Genomic DNA, 15,116 nt, shown 5'->3' on the forward strand with positions numbered 1-15,116 from the left:
ATCGAAAACATCAACGAAGCGAACGCAAGAATGAAAAACGGATTCTTTGGCCGCCGCGATGCGGGGCTGCAGGGGATGGTGTGCTCGGCGCGCACCGTGCACGGGGCAAGTGCGAATGCAAAGACGAGGGCGAACGCGCACCGGGCGCGCGAGCGCGTGGTCGCTGCGGTGCGGCTCACCGGCCTGACGGTGCTGTCAGCCGCCGTGTTGTCCGCCTGTGCGATCAAGCCCGAGCCGATCACGCAACAGGAGCACTTCCAGCGCGCTCAGGACGACTACAAGACGCTGTACTCGACCTATGTGCCGCTCACACGGCCGCTCACCCTGTCGGACGCGATCTCGCGCGCGCTCAAGTACAACTACAACGCCAGGCTCGCGAAGACGGAGCAGACGCTGCAGGAACGTCAACTCGATCTCGCCGTTGCCCAGATGTTGCCGCGCCTGGCGGCCAACGCCGGCTACACGTGGCGCAACAACGACAATGCGGCAGAAAGCGTTTCGGAGCTCACGCGGCAGCAATCGCTCGAGTACTCGTTCTCGGAGCAACCATCGCACGCGACGGCTTCGCTCGAATTGTCCTGGAACCTGCTCGATCTCGGCGTCAGCTACTTTCAGGCCAAACAGCAGGGGTTCCGTACGTATGCCGCCGTCGAGCGCCGCCGCAAAGTCATCGACGACATCGTGAAGAGCACGCAGGAAGCGTATTGGAAGGCCGTTGCCGCCGATCGCCTGCTGCCACGCCTGAAGCCGCTGCTCGCCGAAGCCGACAAGATGCTCGAGAACTCGCGCGAGGCGAGCCGCCAGAAGCTCGTGCCGCAACTGCAAGGGCTCGACTACCAGCAGAACATGCTCTCGGTGGTGGGCCAGTTGCGTCGCATGCAGACGGACTTGAACACGGCCCGCGTGCAGCTTGCCTCGCTGATCGACGTGCCGACCGACGCGCCGATCGAATTCGCGCCGATGGATCTCGACTACGCCGGCACGGCCACGAAGGTCGATCCGCGCAAGCTCGAGGCGCTCGGGCTCGCCATGCGTCCGGAGTTGCGTGAAGAGGCGTACCAGGAGAAGATCGATCAGCAGGACGTGTACAAGGAAATCGTCAAGATGATGCCGGGCGTCGGTGTGCTCGGCAGCCTCAACTACGACAGCAACCGGTACCTGTACAACCCGAATTGGGCGCAGCTCGGCGTCAATGCCACGTTCAATCTCGTCAATCTGATCGAAGGGCCGAAGGCGATTTCGGCCGCGAAGGCGTCCGTCGAGGTTTCGCGCCAGCGCCGCCTCGCGCTCAGCGTCGCGGTCCTCACTCAGGTCAATCTCAGCTACCAGGAATATCTGGCCGCGGTCGAGGATTTCGACATCGCCAAGCAGATCAACGACGTCGAGCAGCAGATCCGCGTCGCTTCCGCCAACGAGGCCAAGGCGCAGGAAGAATCGGAGGCGGAACGCATTCGGCGCGATCTCGCTTCGATGGTGGCCGAATTCAGCTACGACCGCACGATCGCCCAGGTGCATACGGCGCTCACGAACCTCTACACGTCGGTGGGCGTGGACCTCGTGCCGCCGAGCGCCGATACCGACGATCTCGCCAAGCTGAGCGAGCGGGTGAAGGCTGCGATCGCCGGCTGGGAAGCGGGACAGTTGCCCGACGTCGCGATGGTGCTGCCCGCGGCTTCCACGTTCGCGGCAGCGAGCGGTGCAAGCGGTGCAAGCGGCGCGAACGGCGTGAACGGCGTGAACGGGAGCGCGGCACCCGCGGCGGCAGCGAAGCCGAGCGCTGCCGCGCCGGCCTCCGCGGTGCCGGTGGCGGCCGCATCGAACAACACCATCGCGGCGCGGTGAGCGCCGAGCGCCCGACGACAGACGATTAGGACTACTATGAAAGTGCATCACCCACGCGCCCTGAAGACGGGGAAACGCCTGGCGCTTACCGCCGCGATCAGCGTCGCGGGCGTCGCAGCCGCGCTTGCTGCGCAGGCGCCCGCACCGGCGCCGATACCCGCACCGAAGCCGCTCGCGTTGCCGGTCGCGGCTGCCCCGCACATGCCGGCTGCCGCGCCGTCGGCACAGCCCCAATCGGCCCCACCCGACGTCCGCGTCCAACTCGTTGCCGAGACGATCGCGACGATCGGCGCGCCGATGTCCGGGCGGCTCACGCAATTTCCGCTGCGCGACGGCGATCGGTTCAAGCAGGGGCAGGCGCTCGCGCGTTTCGATTGCGGCGAGAAGGAAGCGGCGCTGGCCCACGCGCGCGCGGTGCTCGAAAGCCGCAAGTCCGTGAACGAAAGCAAACAGCGCCTGCGCGCGCTCGGCACGTCGAGCCAAGTCGAGTACGAAGTCGCCGCGGCCGACGAAAAGCAGGCCGCCGCCGATGTGCAGGCGGCGCAGTCGCTCGTCGGGAATTGCACGGTCACCGCACCGTTCAGCGGCCGCGTCTCGGCCGTCTACACGCACAACTATCAGTATCTGCAAACGGGCGCGCCGCTGCTGGAAGTACTCAGCGACGCGAGCCTCGAACTCGAGATGATCGTGCCGTCCATGTGGCTGTCTTGGCTCAAGCCGGGCAGTCCGCTCAAGGTGACGATCGACGAAACGGGCAAGACTTACGCCGCCACGCTCTCGCGGCTTTCGGGGAAGGTCGATGCCGTGAGCCGGTCGGTCAAGGTCTACGCGCATCTCGAGCACCCGTCGGATACGCTGCTGCCCGGCATGAGCGGGCATGCCGCATTTACGCCGCCTGCCGGCGTGGCCTTGACGTCGCGGCAATGAATTCGCCTGCAAGCGCGCTGAACTATCAGCTGTTGCGGCTCGGGGCCGTCCTCGAGTTGGAGCGGCGCGCCCGCGCGGTGGCGCGGGAGGAATTGGGTTTTTTGATCGTCAACGAGACGGCGGGTGTCGTGCCGTATCAGCAGGCCGCATTGTGGCAGAGCGGTTCGCTCGATGACGAGTCGCTCGTGCTGTCCGGCGTGGCATCGAGCGAACGCGGCGGCCCTTACTACATTTGGCTCGAGCGCGTATTCGCCGCTTTGACGCGCGACGACGCGGGCGATGCCGACGGTGCGCGCGCGCCGCGCGTGGTCGTCCCGGCCGATTTGCCGGCACCGCTTGCGAGCGAATGGCCGGAATGGTTTCCGGCGGAGGCGATGCTGTGCCCGCTCGGATGGCGCGATACCGGTCCGGTCGGTTATCTGCTGCTCGGCCGCGCCGATGCGTGGACCGATAGCGACCGGCAACTGCTGGAGGCGTTGGCGGGCACTTACGCTCAGAGCTTGCTGCTGCATCAGCGCGCGCGCAAGCCGGGCATCGCACAGCAACTGGCTGCCCGCAAGCGGCCGCTCGCGATTGCCGCGGCCGTCTTGCTCGTGATCGCGATTTTTCCGGTGCGCGAATCCGTGCTCGCCCCGGCCGAGGTCGTGCCGATCGATCCCGCGCCCGTGCGCGCGCCGTTCGATGGAGTCGTCGGCGCGTTGCGCGTCGAGCCCAATCAGGCGGTGCACGCGGGGCAGCCGCTCGTCGCGTTCGACGAGACACAATTGCAGACTCGCTACGAGGTGGCCAAGAAGGCGCTCGACATGGCGCGCGAGGAGTATGCCGACACGTCGCAGCAGGCGATGAGCGACGATCGCGCGAAGGCGCGGCTCGCCATGCTCGCGAGCAAGGTCGATCAGGATCAGGCGGAGCTGGCCTATGACGAAGACATGCTGCGGCGCGCGCAGATCACGGCGCCCGTGGACGGCGTGGCGATCTTCGACGACAGCAGCGAGTGGATCGGCAAGCCCGTCGTGCTCGGCGAGCGAATCATGGTGGTCGCGTCGCCCCGGCGCACGCAGTTGCAGATCGAGGTGCCGGCGAGCTCGGTCGTATCGTTCAACCCCGGTGCCGAAGTCGTTTTCTTCAGCAATCTTCGGCCCGACGAGCCCGCTTACGGCAAGCTCACGTTCGCGAGCTATTCGACGACGGTCACGGCCGACGGTGTGATGTCGTACGCGTTTCGCGCTTCGCTCGATCACGCGTCGGCGCTGCGGCTCGGCTTGAAGGGCACGGCGAAGATCTACGGGCCGCGCCGCGCGCTCGTGCTTTGGCTGCTCCGGCGTCCTTTGACGGTGTTGCGCGAATGGCTGTCGATCTGAGCGAGATGCCGCGCGAAGACGCGGTGCAAGTCGTTGCCCCCGCGTCCGCTATGGAGGCCGGCGGTGTCCCGCCCGTCGTTTTGCCTGCGCTGCGTGAAGACCTGAAGCTGATGCCGGGGCCGGCGAGTAGCGACGGCAAGCCGACGTGGACGCTGCATGACCCGGCGCGGCATCGATACGTGCGGATCGGCTGGCTCGAATTCGAAGTGCTGGCGCGCTGGGCGCTGGGCAACACCTGCGCCGTCGCGCGCTCGATCTCGGCGGAGACGACGATACGCGCGACGCCGCAGGACGTGACGGACGTATTGAGCTTCCTTTATCGCGCCGGTTTGACCGCACCGGTCGACGCCGGTGCGACTCAGCGCTTCGCGGCCGAGCGTGCCGCCGAACGATTGTCGCCGGCGCGCTGGCTGCTGAAGAACTATCTATCGATCAAGGTGCGCCTCGTCAACCCCGATCGCGTGTTGTCGGCCGTCGTGCCGCGCCTCGAATGGATATTCACGCGAGGCTTCGCGGTCGCGCTCGCCTTGCTCGCCGCGCTCGGCTTCTATCTGATCAGCCGGCAATGGGACGCCTATACGCACAGTCTGCTGCATCTATTCTCGCTGCAAGGCGCCGCGCTCGTCGGGCTCGCGCTCGCATCGGCGAAGGTCGTCCACGAAATCGGCCATGGCGTGATGGCCAAGCGGATGGGCTGCCGCGTGCCTTCAATGGGCGTCGCGTTTCTCGTGCTCTGGCCGGTTCTGTGGACCGATACGACCGATGCTTGGCGCTTGACCGATCGCCGGCAGCGGCTCGCGATCGATGGGGCCGGGATGCTGGCCGAAACGACGCTGGCCGTCTTCGCGTCGCTCGCCTGGTCGATTCTGCCCGACGGCGCGTTGCGCACGGGCGCTTTCCTGCTATCTAGCTCCACCTGGCTGCTGACGATTGCGATCAACGTCAATCCGCTCATGCGCTTCGATGGTTATTTCCTGCTCTCGGATTGGCTCGAGGTGCCGAACTTGCAGGAGCGCGGATTCGCAATGGGCCGTTGGTGGATGCGCGAGACGTTGTTCGGGCTCGGCGATCCGCCGCCCGAGCGGTTTGCCCGCAACAAGCAGCGCATCCTGATCGCCTATGCGCTCGCATGCATGGTTTACCGCTTCACGCTTTTTCTTGGAATCGCGCTCGTCGTCTATCACAAGGCGTTCAAGGCGCTCGGCATCTTCTTGATGTGCGTCGAGATCGGCTGGTTTCTCGTCCGGCCGATCGTGGGCGAGATTCGCGTGTGGCATGCCCGACTCGGCACGCGCCGGCCGGATCGGCGCGCGCTCGTCACGATCGCTTGCTGTGCCGCGGCGCTCTTGCTGTTCGTCGTTCCGTGGCGGCGCGAGGTCTCGGCGCCCGCATTGATGCGCGCCGCCAAGCAGGCGACGCTTTACGTGGCCGAGCCCGGGCAGCTCGTGGCGCAAACGGCGAACGGCACTCGCGTGGCGGCGGGCCAGCCGATCTTCGAACTCGCGTCGCCGACCGTCGCCTATCGCAAGGCCACCGCGCTCGCAGCGCTGGCGGGCGTGCAAAGCCGAATGAAAGGGCAGGCGTTCGATCCCGAGCAGGCGGACATGATCGCCGTCGGCGAACAGGAACTGCAGGGTGCGATCGCGGCGGTCGATCAGGTTGCCGCGCAGGAGGCGCTGCTGACCGTTCGCGCGCCGTTCGCCGGTGTCGTCACCGACGTGCCGCCGATGCGCGACGGCGAGTGGCTGCCGCGGCGAGAGGCCCTGGCGATGCTGATCGATCCGTCTTCGGCCGCGGTCGACGCGTTCGTCGGCGAGGCCGATCTGCCTCGCGTGCATCCCGGTGCACATGCGCGATTTTTTCCCGAAAACGGCGATCCGCCTGTCGATCTCGTCGTTTCGAGCGTGCAGACGACTTCCGCGCGCGTGCTCGACGTGACGGAGCTGGCGTCCGTCTACGGCGGTGGCGTTGCCGTGCGCAAGGGGGCCGACAACAAGCTCATTCCCGAAACGGCCGTTTATCGCGCCGTGCTCGTACCGCGCGATTCAGGCGTGAAGGCATGGCGGCGCCTGCGTGGGGAAGTCGATATCGAAGGCGACCGGGCGAGCCTGCTGGGGCAGATCTATCGCCGGGCCGTGGCGGTGTTGATCAGCGAGAGTCAGCTATAGGCCACCTCTAGGCAGCAGCGTTTCCCGTAACCGATCGATCAAAGGCCGGCAGCCATGGCGATCAACCCTGCGACGACCCCGCCCATCACGACGCATGCACCGGTCAGCGCGAGGATTCGCGGAGGGAACGACCGGCCGAGCATCGCGAGGGACGGCACGCTGATCGGCGGCAGCGTCAGCAGCAGCGCGGCAGCGGGCGCCGTGGCCATGCTGAGCGACAGCATCGCCTGAATGATCGGCACTTCGCCCGCGGTCGGAATGACGAACAGCGCGCCCGCGACGGCGAAAGCGAGGATCCAAGGAAGGCTCGCATCGATGCCGGGGCCGATGTGCGGGAACAGCCATGCGCGCGCGGCGCCCATCAGCAACACGAGCACGACGTATTCGGGGATGAGGCGGGCGCTCATGCGCGTGAGGATCTTCAGCCAGCGCACGAACATGCCGCTGGTATCGTCGTCGCCCTCGATCCGGTTCTGATCGAGTACCTGCTGCGCCTCGCCGGCCTCTTCGGGCGTCGCGATGCGATCGACGAGATAACCGATCCCGAGCACCAGTGCAAGACCGAGCGCGAGGCGAAGCCCCATCCATTGCCAACCGAGCACGAAACCGATGAATACGAGCGTAGCCGGATTGAGCAGCGAATTGCCGAGCCAGAACGAGATCGCCGCGCCGGGCGCCGCGCGGCACGCGCGCAGTCCCGCGACGACCGGCGCCGCGCAGCAGGTGCACATCATGCCGGGCAACGACATGACCGCGCCCGTCATCACGCTGCCGAAGCCGCCTTTACCCAGCGCACGCAGGACCCAGCGCGAGGGGATCAAGGCTTGCACGGCCGAGCCGAGCAAAAGCCCCAGCACCATCGCCTGCCAGATCGCTTTGCCGTAGGCGAGCGCGTAGCTGAGGGCGGCGTTCCACGACGCCGGCGGCGGAGCTTCCGCCGTCCCCATCAGAATCGAGTTGCCGATCGCATGATGACTTGCCGCCACGAACGCGCGGTTGTAGTAGGGCAGCCATTTGACGTAGAACAGGCCGCATACGGCGATCGTGAGCAGGACGGCCGGGCCGGCTAGGTAATGACGGTTTTTGACGGCGGGCGAGTTCATTGGGGGGCGATTTTGAGAAGGTGTGATTTCGCGCAGCGAGGAATTTTATCGCGAGCGGCGAGGGAGGGCGCAGGCGGATGTCGTTTAATATTGCGTGCTGCTCGGACAGGCCGTTCGAGCCGCCAATGCCCTACCGGGCAACCTCGAGAGACCCCATCGCTGAAAGGACCATCGTTCTTTCGCGGCCAAGGACAAGAATATGACGAACATGACGAACATGACGCAAGCGATGACCAAGAAAGAAGTGCGGTTGAAAGTGACCGAAATGCTGTCGGCCGGCGCCAAGAAGTGCGATGTGTTCGCGGCGCTATCGGGCCGGGGCGTCAAGGATCGCGCTTTGGCGCGCTTCATCGCCTCGCATGTGGACCCGCAGCGCTGCGCGCAGAACAAAGTGCACCGCAGGGCCGTCATCGCAATTGGCTATCTTCAAGTGCTGGTGGCCGTTGCCACGGCTATTTTCCTTGCTTCCACGACGTCCGTGACGTTCGGCCTCGTCTTCGGCGCGATCGTCGTGGCGGTTGCCGCCTTGTTCGTATGGGGGTTCACGAAAAACATTGCCGGCGCATACAACGCGTTCATCATTCTGGCGATCGTCCAAATGCCGCGGCAACTCGAAGGCTTTTCGGAGAATCCGACGGCAACCTCGATCGGGCTTGCGATCGGCGTAGCGGTCTGCGCTTACGTATGGTTCGTCCGGCAACGGCTGTTTCCGGACTTCGTCTTCATGTCGCCGAAGAAGCTCGACGGGCGATACGTGTTTGCGGATTGAGGCTGCGCGCGCGTGTTCACCCGCTAGCGCTGCTGCTTCGCAACGAACGTCTCTTTACGAAACGGCCTTTGCGTAGCTCCCGCGATCGATATCTAGGACTTCGACGCAGAGCTGGACTTCGCCGCCCGTGGCCGGCTCGCCGAACTTCTTCAGCGCGAGCAAGAGGCTTTCCGAAAGCGCTCGTTTCGTTTCCGGCGATCGTCCGCTCAACACCGCGAGTTTTACGTGCACGAACGCCCGGCGGTCACTCGACGTCCCGACGACGAACGTGTCGAGTTTGATCGCTCGGCTTTTGATATCGGCCTCTTCGAAGTGTCCGGATTCAACCAACGTGCGGTTCAGTTCCAGCAGCACGTCACGCGCGTCGAGCGCCGGCAAATTATCCGTATATTCCAGTGTGAGATGGGGCATGAGGCGGTCTCGGCGAATCGGCAGGTGTGAAACGGCGAGGATAGTGCACGTCACCTCGCCGAGCAACCACCCCCGCGCCTCATCGTCGATCGCCGAAGCGGACGACAAGGCTATTTAACGCCCACGGACGCATCGCGCCTGAATGCGAACGTCATATCGACACGTTCGAGCAGCGCGCGCGCGAAGCGCGATGCGTACCGCTGAATCAGTATGTCGGTCAGCCGCGACAGCGCGTAGGACGCAGCCAGCGTCGCTGCCAGTACCGGGACGAACACCGCGAGCGATAGCAGCGGCCCGTGCGTGGCGAGCATGCGGGAATCCTTGAACAGATAAAGTGCCTCGAACGCGAAAACGAAATGCCATAAATAGATGGCGTAGCTTTCGCGGCCGATGGCACCCGCGATGCGCCCGACGGTTCGCTGGCTCGCCGCCGAGCAGCAGAGCAGCACCACCGCGGCGGACCCGCACGCCGCGACGACAGGCGCATATTCATTGGCAAGCCCCCTCCATACGCCGCATGCGGCGGTCGTCAGCGCGCACAGTGCCGCGATGCCCAGCGCGATTCCGGCTGCGGGGCGACCCAGTTTGGCTCGCCCCGTCAAATAAGGCCGAAACAGCGCCCAGCACCAAATCCCGACGAGAAAGCAAGGCACCTGCACGGGCGGCCAAAAGTAGAAGAAAGAATTGTTCTTCACGTTGCATTCGAGCGCACCACCGCAAGCACCGGCGGCCACGAAAACCGCGCACGCGAGCACCAGTGCGGCGGTCAACAGGACGAGCCGCGCCCTCGAAGTCGCGAAAAAGAAGATCATCGGTGCGATCGAATAGAACAGCATCTCGACGCCGATCGACCACCCGCCGGGCACCACGTTGTTGATGGCCGAGGAAGAGACGGCGTGCACGAACAGCAGATTCAGAATGACGTCGCTGATGTCGTGCGGCCCGAGAATCGAAGCGTGATCGGCTTGAAAATTGTACGTGTACCAACTCATTGCGCCATACGCCACGATCGCGACGTAGTAGAGCGGCGCAATGCGAAAGAACCGTTTGATGTAAAACCGTGCCGTCACATGGCTCGCTGCTTCGTAACGCTTGCGATCGGCATCGAGCGTCATGAAGATCGTGACCGCGCTGATGACGAAGAACAACTGTACGCCGTATTGCCCCATGCGGGCCAGCACGGTGGCCCATGGCGGCAGGTGTGGGAATTGAAAGGACAGGTGAACCGCGACGACGGCGATGATGGCAATAGATCGAGCTTGGTCGAGACCGGAGATTCTTCCTCGCTGCATCCTCTCTCCTCGGCAATGATTGGACAAAACACCGCGGTGCGTGAGAAGCGGACGAGCGCGCAAGAAACAGGCCGGAACCTGCGCGGTATCCGGCCGGGACCGAAAATCGCCTACGGCCTACAAAATTCGCAATTCACGAATCTTTCCGATTTGCGGAGAGCGGCTGAGGATGAGATTGGTGATGAATTCGGGGAGCAATGCGAAAGGGATGTCGTCCGGCACGTTCTCGATGAGCTGACACGGTACGTGCACGATGAAATCGCTCGGTGCGCTCTTCAGGCTATGCTCATAGCTGACTTGATAGTTCATTTTCGAGTACCCGCTTCAGTTCGCGACGTCCATGACGAGAAAGATACTCGCATCGTGGACGCCGCGCCCAACTGCGCCAAGCCCTGGCTCAGCGCAGTGCTTTCGCGTGGTAGGCAACATGCTCGCCGATGAAACTGGCGATGAAGTAGTAGCTGTGGTCATAGCCCGCACGGACGTTCAATGCCAACGGATGCCCCGTCGCTTCGCAGGCCGCGCGCAAGAGCTCGGGCTTCAACTGGCTGTCCAGGAACTCGTCGCTATCGCCTTGATCGACCAGTAACGGCAGCCGTTCGGTGGCAGCATTCAACAATGCCACCGTGTCGTATTGCTTCCACGCTTCGCGGTCGTCGCCGAGATACGCCGAGAATGCCTTCTCGCCCCACGGCACCTGGCTCGGTGCGACGATCGGCGCGAACGCCGACACGCTCCGATAGCGGCCCGGATTGCGCAGGGCGATCGTCAAGGCGCCGTGGCCGCCCATCGAATGCCCGAAGATCGATCGCGCGTCCGTTGCCGGAAACGTTGCCTCGATCAGCGCAGGCAGCTCGTCGACCACATAGTCGTACATTCGATAGTGCTTAGCCCACGGCTGCCGCGTGGCATTCAGATAGAAACCCGCGCCTTTGCCGAGATCGTAAGCCGGATCGTCGGCGACATCGTCGCCCCGGGGGCTCGTATCCGGCGAAACGACGATGAGGCCATGTTCATTGGCATAGCGCTGTGCACCGCTCTTCGTGATGAAGTTCTGCTCGGTGCCCGTGAGGCCCGATAGCCAATACAGCACCGGGCATCTTTCGCCGCGCACGGCGGCCTCGGGCAAGTAGACACCGAAGCGCATTTCGCACTGAAGGGTGGAGGAGGCGTGCTTCCACACCTCCTGGGATCCACCATGACTTGCATGTCGCTCGATACGTTCCATATCGTTTGGGCCTCGCATGAATCGTTGGGCACTCAGGCTCAGCTCAGTAATGAACGACGGTGCGGATCGACTTGCCCTCATGCATCAAATCGAACGCCTCGTTGATTTCGGCCAGCGGTTTCGTGTGCGTGACGAACGGCGCCAGTTGGATCTTGCCGGCCATGGCATCTTCGACCATGCCCGGCAACTGCGAGCGGCCTTTGACGCCGCCGAACGCCGTGCCGAGCCAGCGGCGGCCCGTCACGAGCTGGAACGGACGCGTCGAAATCTCTTGCCCCGCGCCCGCGACGCCGATGATGACCGACTGGCCCCAGCCGCGATGCGCGCATTCGAGCGCGGCACGCATGACGTTGACGTTGCCGATGCATTCGAAGCTGTGGTCCACGCCCCAGCCCGTCATCTCGACGATCACTTGCTGAATCGGCTTCTCGTGGTCCTTCGGGTTGACGCAATCCGTTGCGCCGAACACGCGCGCAAGGTCGAATTTGCCGGGGTTCGTATCGATCGCGATGATGCGGCCGGCCTTGGCCAGCTTCGCGCCTTGAATGACCGCGAGGCCGATGCCGCCTAGACCGAACACGGCTACCGTGTCGCCTTCCTGCACCTTGGCGGTGTTCTTCACCGCGCCAAGGCCGGTCGTGACGCCGCAGCCGAGCAAGCAAACCTGTTCGGGGTTCGCGTCCGGATTGATCTTGGCCAGCGAGACTTCGGCCACGACCGTATATTCGCTGAACGTCGAGCAGCCCATGTAGTGATAGATCGGCTGGCCGTCGTAGCTGAAGCGCGTGGTGCCGTCGGGCATCACGCCCTTGCCTTGGGTTGCACGCACCGACACGCACAGGTTCGTCTTGCCGCTCTTGCAGAACAAGCACTCGCCGCATTCGGCGGTGTAAAGCGGGATGACGTGATCTCCCGGCTTCACGCTCGTCACGCCTTCGCCGACTTCCACGACGATGCCCGCGCCTTCATGACCGAGCACAGCGGGGAAGAGGCCTTCGGGGTCGTCGCCCGAAAGCGTGAACGCATCGGTGTGGCAGACGCCCGTATGCGTGATCTTGACGAGCACTTCGCCCTTGCGAGGCGGTTCGACGTCGATCTCGACGATTTCGAGGGGTTTGCCAGGCCCGAACGCAACGGCAGCACGTGATTTCATGTCAGTCCTTTCGGCGAAAGAGGGGGAAGCCAGCCGGCCGTTTCGACGGCCGCTCAATGGGATCAACGAAGATAGGAGCGCACGAGCGAGACGACGTCATCGATCGCCCCTGGCTGCGCGCCATCCGCTTGCGCGACGTGCGCAAACTCTTCTCGTAGATGGCTCTCGAGCACCCCGGCCATCAAGCCGTTGATGGCGCCGCGCACGGCCGCAATCTGCTGAAGAATCGGGCCGCAGTCGGCGCCTTCCTCGAGCGCGCGCTCGAGCGCGTCGATCTGTCCTCTTACGCGGCGGACACGGGCCAGAACGCGTTTCTTTTCTTCAGCGGTGTGTGGCATCGTCGTGGGGTCGATACTCGTGGGCAGCATGAAGGTAGCATACTGCCACCCAGTATGGGAAGTCCCATTTCGCCTTGCGTCGGGGATGGCGCCTAGATCGCCCCGACATATTCGCCGCGCGCCGGATAGTCATGCTTGATGACGAAATCGAGCGCCTGGATCATCTCGGCGAACGAAGGCCGCACGAACGGCATCGACTGTACGGAGAGATAGTAGATCGTGCGATCGGGCCGAATCAGAAACACGCCAGGCTCCGAAAAGAGAGCCGGCTCTTCGATGCCGATCGACGTCTTGCCGCGCGACGCCGAAAGGTAGAGCCCCCATTGGCGCGCAACGTCCAGGGGCAGGCCATACCCGATGCGCAGTTGCGTTGCGCCCACCTTGCGCGCCATTTCGCCGGCACGCGTCTCGTCGTCCGTGCTGATCGCGATCGTGTTCACGCCGCGCTCCGCGAAGGCGGGGGTGAGTCGCTCGAGTTCCTTCAAATAGCTGGCGCAGATCGGGCAGTGCAAGCCTCGGTAAAAGCAAACGAGCGTCATTCGTTCAGGGCGCTCGTCGGCCAAGTCGAAGCGGCCATGCGCGAGCGTTTCGAGCGAAAGAGCGGGGGCGGTTTGGCGAGGGACGAGCATGGGTGCCTCCTTGATGGCGAAAGAGATTTTCCTGCGATTTTCCTGAGACGGCCTAGCGAGTTTCCGATATTTACAGTCATGAAAAGTCCAAATATCATGATTCAAAATCTGCAATGCGGACGATGCATGGACCGACTCTCTGCCTTCTTCGATGCCTTCCCGCTGGAAGTGAGCGCGCCCGCGCAAAACGGCGTTCGCGGCGTTGGCGCCTCGATGTTGTATCTGCTCCAGGGGCCGACGGGCGCGTTGGCGGAGATCCGTCTCGTCGTGCGCGGTGGTGACGCACCGGCGAATACGATCGTCGCAGCGGCGGTGTCGTTCGGCGGCACCGAGAACCCGCTCTTGAATTCGCTGCCCGACACGCTCTCGCTGATCGTCGATGACGAGCAGCCCCGCCTGCGTCATCTCGCGCATGCCTTCCTCGACGAACTATCGGATCGGCGCTGCGGCCATCAACAAGCCCTGCATCGGCTCGGCGAAGTGATCGTTCTCATGATGCTGAGGGCGGCGATCGAAGGCGGCAGTACCCGGCCGTGTCTGCTGGCGGGGCTGGCGCACCCCGCGCTGCACCCGGTGCTCGTGGCCCTGCACGAGTCGCCCGCGCGTGCCTGGACCGTCGATGAGCTGGCGCATAGGGCGGGCCTTTCCCGCAGCCATTTCATGGCGCTGTTTCCGAAGGTCGTCGGCACGACGGCGATGTCTTATCTCACGCGGTGGCGCGTCCACTTGGGGCAGCGCGAATTGCGTCGCGGCAACGCGAAGGTGAAAGCGGTCGCACGACGCGTCGGCTTCTCGAGCGCCGAGGCGTTTTCGCGGGCCTATCAACGCGAGTTCGGCCGCTCACCGGTGGACGAACTGCGTGATTAATACGACAGCTCGGGGCTCATGCCGAGCGGGAAACTCCCATCGCTCCGCAACCCGAATGGGAACGGTCCCATCCCGTTTTCCCTGTGCTGTCCGAGATTCGCGCTGCATCACGCAGCGCGTGGCGGCGGGCGACCTGAGCCCCGTGGTGGGCGCGCAAGCCGCGCCGGCCGGCTAACGTCCGATCCGCGAAACGAATTGCACTACCGCATCGTTCAGCGCCTGCGGCGCGTCCCGATGCGGCGAGTGTCCGCCTTCGGGCAGCTTGCACAACCGTGCCCCATTCACTGCCCGAGCGATCGAATCGATCTGGGCCATCGTTCCATAGTGGTCGTCGTGCGCTTGCACGGCGAGCAAGGGGCAAGCGATCGAGCCGAGTTCGCCGACGATGTTCCATGCCCTGAACGCCGGATCGAGCCAAATGTCGTTCCAACCGTAAAAGGCCGAATCGACGTCGGCGTGATGGCGGCTCAGCTTCGTGCGCAGGTCCGTTCGCTCGTATGCCGCCTTGGCTTGCGCAATGCTGCGAACGCTGATCTCCTCGACGAAGACGTGCGGCGCGATGACCACGGCGCCGCGCAACAGCCGCGGAAATGCACTGGCGTACAAGAGCGCGATCGAGCCGCCGTCGCTATGGCCGATCAGCCACATGCGCCGCCGTTCCTCCTCGCCGATTTCGAGCGCATCGAGCAGGGCGGGCAAGACATCGCGCGCCTGATGCGCCATGAAATCGACGGGCCACTTCACACCGTGCGGGCGCGGTGTCGATTGCCCATACCCGGGCCGCGAATAGACGAGCCCGCGCATGCCGAGCCGATCGCAAAGCTGCCGCGGCCAGTCCCGCCACATCGCGAGCGAGCCGAGCCCCTCGTGCAGGAATAGCGCGATAGGCGCATCCGTGCGCTCGGCATCGATCCATTGGTATTCGATCGTCAGCGGGCCGCGTGGGCCGTGCGCCGCGAGCATCGCGAACCGAATGTCGTCGGGAGTGGAGGGAGTCGAGGAAGCTAAACGCGTATTCATCGGATACG

Annotated in this window: 15 protein-coding genes; 6 read left to right on the top strand and 9 right to left on the bottom strand. The window is 64.4% G+C overall.

The genetic code is table 11. The annotated features are described in order from the left end of the window. The first annotated feature begins 30 nt into the window (after positions 1–30). The 4 genes from ACTHNZ_RS21415 to ACTHNZ_RS21430 are packed head-to-tail and all read left to right on the top strand — an operon-like array spanning position 31 to position 6,298. Positions 31–1,842: a TolC family protein gene (locus ACTHNZ_RS21415; RefSeq protein ID WP_440544589.1), complete on the top strand. Its 1,812-nt coding sequence runs from the start codon at positions 31–33 to the stop codon at positions 1,840–1,842. A 36-nt stretch (positions 1,843–1,878) separates the two neighbouring features. Further along, positions 1,879–2,769: an efflux RND transporter periplasmic adaptor subunit gene (locus tag ACTHNZ_RS21420; RefSeq protein ID WP_440544590.1), complete on the top strand. Its 891-nt coding sequence runs from the start codon at positions 1,879–1,881 to the stop codon at positions 2,767–2,769. Continuing rightward, positions 2,766–4,130: an efflux RND transporter periplasmic adaptor subunit gene (locus ACTHNZ_RS21425; RefSeq protein WP_440544591.1), complete on the top strand. Its 1,365-nt coding sequence runs from the start codon at positions 2,766–2,768 to the stop codon at positions 4,128–4,130. The genes ACTHNZ_RS21420 and ACTHNZ_RS21425 overlap by 4 nt, the downstream gene beginning before the upstream one ends. Continuing rightward, positions 4,115–6,298, top strand: coding sequence for an HlyD family efflux transporter periplasmic adaptor subunit (locus ACTHNZ_RS21430; RefSeq protein WP_440544592.1), 2,184 nt, complete (start codon positions 4,115–4,117; stop codon positions 6,296–6,298). Before ACTHNZ_RS21425 ends, ACTHNZ_RS21430 begins: the two co-directional genes overlap by 16 nt. A 38-nt stretch (positions 6,299–6,336) precedes the next feature. Here ACTHNZ_RS21430 and ACTHNZ_RS21435 read toward each other — a convergent pair whose 3' ends face one another. Next, the gene (locus ACTHNZ_RS21435; protein WP_440544593.1) at positions 6,337–7,401 is read right to left on the bottom strand and encodes a permease; all 1,065 of its coding nucleotides are present in this window, start codon (positions 7,399–7,401) and stop codon (positions 6,337–6,339) included. A gap of 199 nt (positions 7,402–7,600) precedes the next feature. On the opposite strand from ACTHNZ_RS21435, the gene ACTHNZ_RS21440 reads away from it, so the two are divergent. Beyond that, positions 7,601–8,170 (top strand): hypothetical protein, encoded by a 570-nt coding sequence (locus ACTHNZ_RS21440; RefSeq protein WP_440544594.1) that lies wholly within the window; start codon positions 7,601–7,603, stop codon positions 8,168–8,170. A 54-nt stretch (positions 8,171–8,224) separates the two neighbouring features. Here the strand turns inward: ACTHNZ_RS21440 and ACTHNZ_RS21445 are convergent, their stop codons facing one another. From ACTHNZ_RS21445 to ACTHNZ_RS21475, 7 genes are all read right to left on the bottom strand, one after another. Next, positions 8,225–8,581, bottom strand: a complete 357-nt coding sequence (locus ACTHNZ_RS21445; protein ID WP_440544595.1) for a 5-carboxymethyl-2-hydroxymuconate Delta-isomerase — start codon at positions 8,579–8,581, stop codon at positions 8,225–8,227. Positions 8,582–8,691: 110 nt separating this feature from the next. Beyond that, positions 8,692–9,873, bottom strand: a complete 1,182-nt coding sequence (locus tag ACTHNZ_RS21450; protein WP_440544596.1) for an acyltransferase family protein — start codon at positions 9,871–9,873, stop codon at positions 8,692–8,694. Between the two features lie 117 nt (positions 9,874–9,990). Continuing rightward, positions 9,991–10,182, bottom strand: coding sequence for a hypothetical protein (locus ACTHNZ_RS21455; protein WP_440544597.1), 192 nt, complete (start codon positions 10,180–10,182; stop codon positions 9,991–9,993). Between the two features lie 88 nt (positions 10,183–10,270). Then, positions 10,271–11,101 carry an S-formylglutathione hydrolase gene (gene fghA / locus ACTHNZ_RS21460; RefSeq protein WP_440544598.1) on the bottom strand — a complete coding sequence of 277 codons (831 nt, stop codon included), beginning with the start codon at positions 11,099–11,101 and terminating at the stop codon, positions 10,271–10,273. Between the two features lie 43 nt (positions 11,102–11,144). Continuing rightward, entirely contained in the window at positions 11,145–12,254 is a 1,110-nt protein-coding gene (locus ACTHNZ_RS21465; protein WP_440544599.1) for an S-(hydroxymethyl)glutathione dehydrogenase/class III alcohol dehydrogenase, read from the bottom strand. A 62-nt stretch (positions 12,255–12,316) separates the two neighbouring features. Further along, positions 12,317–12,592 (bottom strand): formaldehyde-responsive transcriptional repressor FrmR, encoded by a 276-nt coding sequence (frmR, locus tag ACTHNZ_RS21470; RefSeq protein WP_440544600.1) that lies wholly within the window; start codon positions 12,590–12,592, stop codon positions 12,317–12,319. A 92-nt stretch (positions 12,593–12,684) separates the two neighbouring features. Beyond that, positions 12,685–13,221, bottom strand: coding sequence for a peroxiredoxin-like family protein (locus ACTHNZ_RS21475; protein ID WP_440544601.1), 537 nt, complete (start codon positions 13,219–13,221; stop codon positions 12,685–12,687). Positions 13,222–13,347: 126 nt separating this feature from the next. Here ACTHNZ_RS21475 and ACTHNZ_RS21480 point away from each other — a divergent pair, with 126 nt between their 5' ends. Then, the gene (locus tag ACTHNZ_RS21480) at positions 13,348–14,088 is read left to right on the top strand and encodes an AraC family transcriptional regulator (RefSeq protein ID WP_440544602.1); all 741 of its coding nucleotides are present in this window, start codon (positions 13,348–13,350) and stop codon (positions 14,086–14,088) included. Positions 14,089–14,259: 171 nt separating this feature from the next. On the opposite strand, the gene ACTHNZ_RS21485 is transcribed toward ACTHNZ_RS21480, so the two are convergent. Next, complete coding sequence (locus ACTHNZ_RS21485; protein ID WP_440544603.1) at positions 14,260–15,108, bottom strand: alpha/beta fold hydrolase; 849 nt, start codon at positions 15,106–15,108, stop codon at positions 14,260–14,262. Between the last annotated feature and the right edge of the window lie 8 nt (positions 15,109–15,116).

It is taken from the genome of Trinickia sp. (assembly GCF_051953955.1).
Classification (GTDB): Bacteria; Pseudomonadota; Gammaproteobacteria; order Burkholderiales; family Burkholderiaceae; genus Trinickia.

What these genes read in the sequence shown, in the direction of transcription:
- ACTHNZ_RS21455 (WP_440544597.1), bottom strand. Translation starts at nt 10,182, where the DNA reads ATGAACTATCAAGTCAGCTATGAGCATAGCCTGAAGAGCGCACCGAGC.
- ACTHNZ_RS21440 (WP_440544594.1), top strand. Translation starts at nt 7,601, where the DNA reads ATGACGAACATGACGAACATGACGCAAGCGATGACCAAGAAAGAAGTG.
- ACTHNZ_RS21415 (WP_440544589.1), top strand. Translation starts at nt 31, where the DNA reads ATGAAAAACGGATTCTTTGGCCGCCGCGATGCGGGGCTGCAGGGGATG.
- fghA (WP_440544598.1), bottom strand. Translation starts at nt 11,101, where the DNA reads ATGGAACGTATCGAGCGACATGCAAGTCATGGTGGATCCCAGGAGGTG.
- ACTHNZ_RS21425 (WP_440544591.1), top strand. Translation starts at nt 2,766, where the DNA reads ATGAATTCGCCTGCAAGCGCGCTGAACTATCAGCTGTTGCGGCTCGGG.
- ACTHNZ_RS21435 (WP_440544593.1), bottom strand. Translation starts at nt 7,401, where the DNA reads ATGAACTCGCCCGCCGTCAAAAACCGTCATTACCTAGCCGGCCCGGCC.
- ACTHNZ_RS21450 (WP_440544596.1), bottom strand. Translation starts at nt 9,873, where the DNA reads ATGCAGCGAGGAAGAATCTCCGGTCTCGACCAAGCTCGATCTATTGCC.
- ACTHNZ_RS21465 (WP_440544599.1), bottom strand. Translation starts at nt 12,254, where the DNA reads ATGAAATCACGTGCTGCCGTTGCGTTCGGGCCTGGCAAACCCCTCGAA.
- ACTHNZ_RS21480 (WP_440544602.1), top strand. Translation starts at nt 13,348, where the DNA reads ATGGACCGACTCTCTGCCTTCTTCGATGCCTTCCCGCTGGAAGTGAGC.
- ACTHNZ_RS21445 (WP_440544595.1), bottom strand. Translation starts at nt 8,581, where the DNA reads ATGCCCCATCTCACACTGGAATATACGGATAATTTGCCGGCGCTCGAC.
- ACTHNZ_RS21420 (WP_440544590.1), top strand. Translation starts at nt 1,879, where the DNA reads ATGAAAGTGCATCACCCACGCGCCCTGAAGACGGGGAAACGCCTGGCG.
- ACTHNZ_RS21430 (WP_440544592.1), top strand. Translation starts at nt 4,115, where the DNA reads ATGGCTGTCGATCTGAGCGAGATGCCGCGCGAAGACGCGGTGCAAGTC.
- ACTHNZ_RS21475 (WP_440544601.1), bottom strand. Translation starts at nt 13,221, where the DNA reads ATGCTCGTCCCTCGCCAAACCGCCCCCGCTCTTTCGCTCGAAACGCTC.
- frmR (WP_440544600.1), bottom strand. Translation starts at nt 12,592, where the DNA reads ATGCCACACACCGCTGAAGAAAAGAAACGCGTTCTGGCCCGTGTCCGC.
- ACTHNZ_RS21485 (WP_440544603.1), bottom strand. Translation starts at nt 15,108, where the DNA reads ATGAATACGCGTTTAGCTTCCTCGACTCCCTCCACTCCCGACGACATT.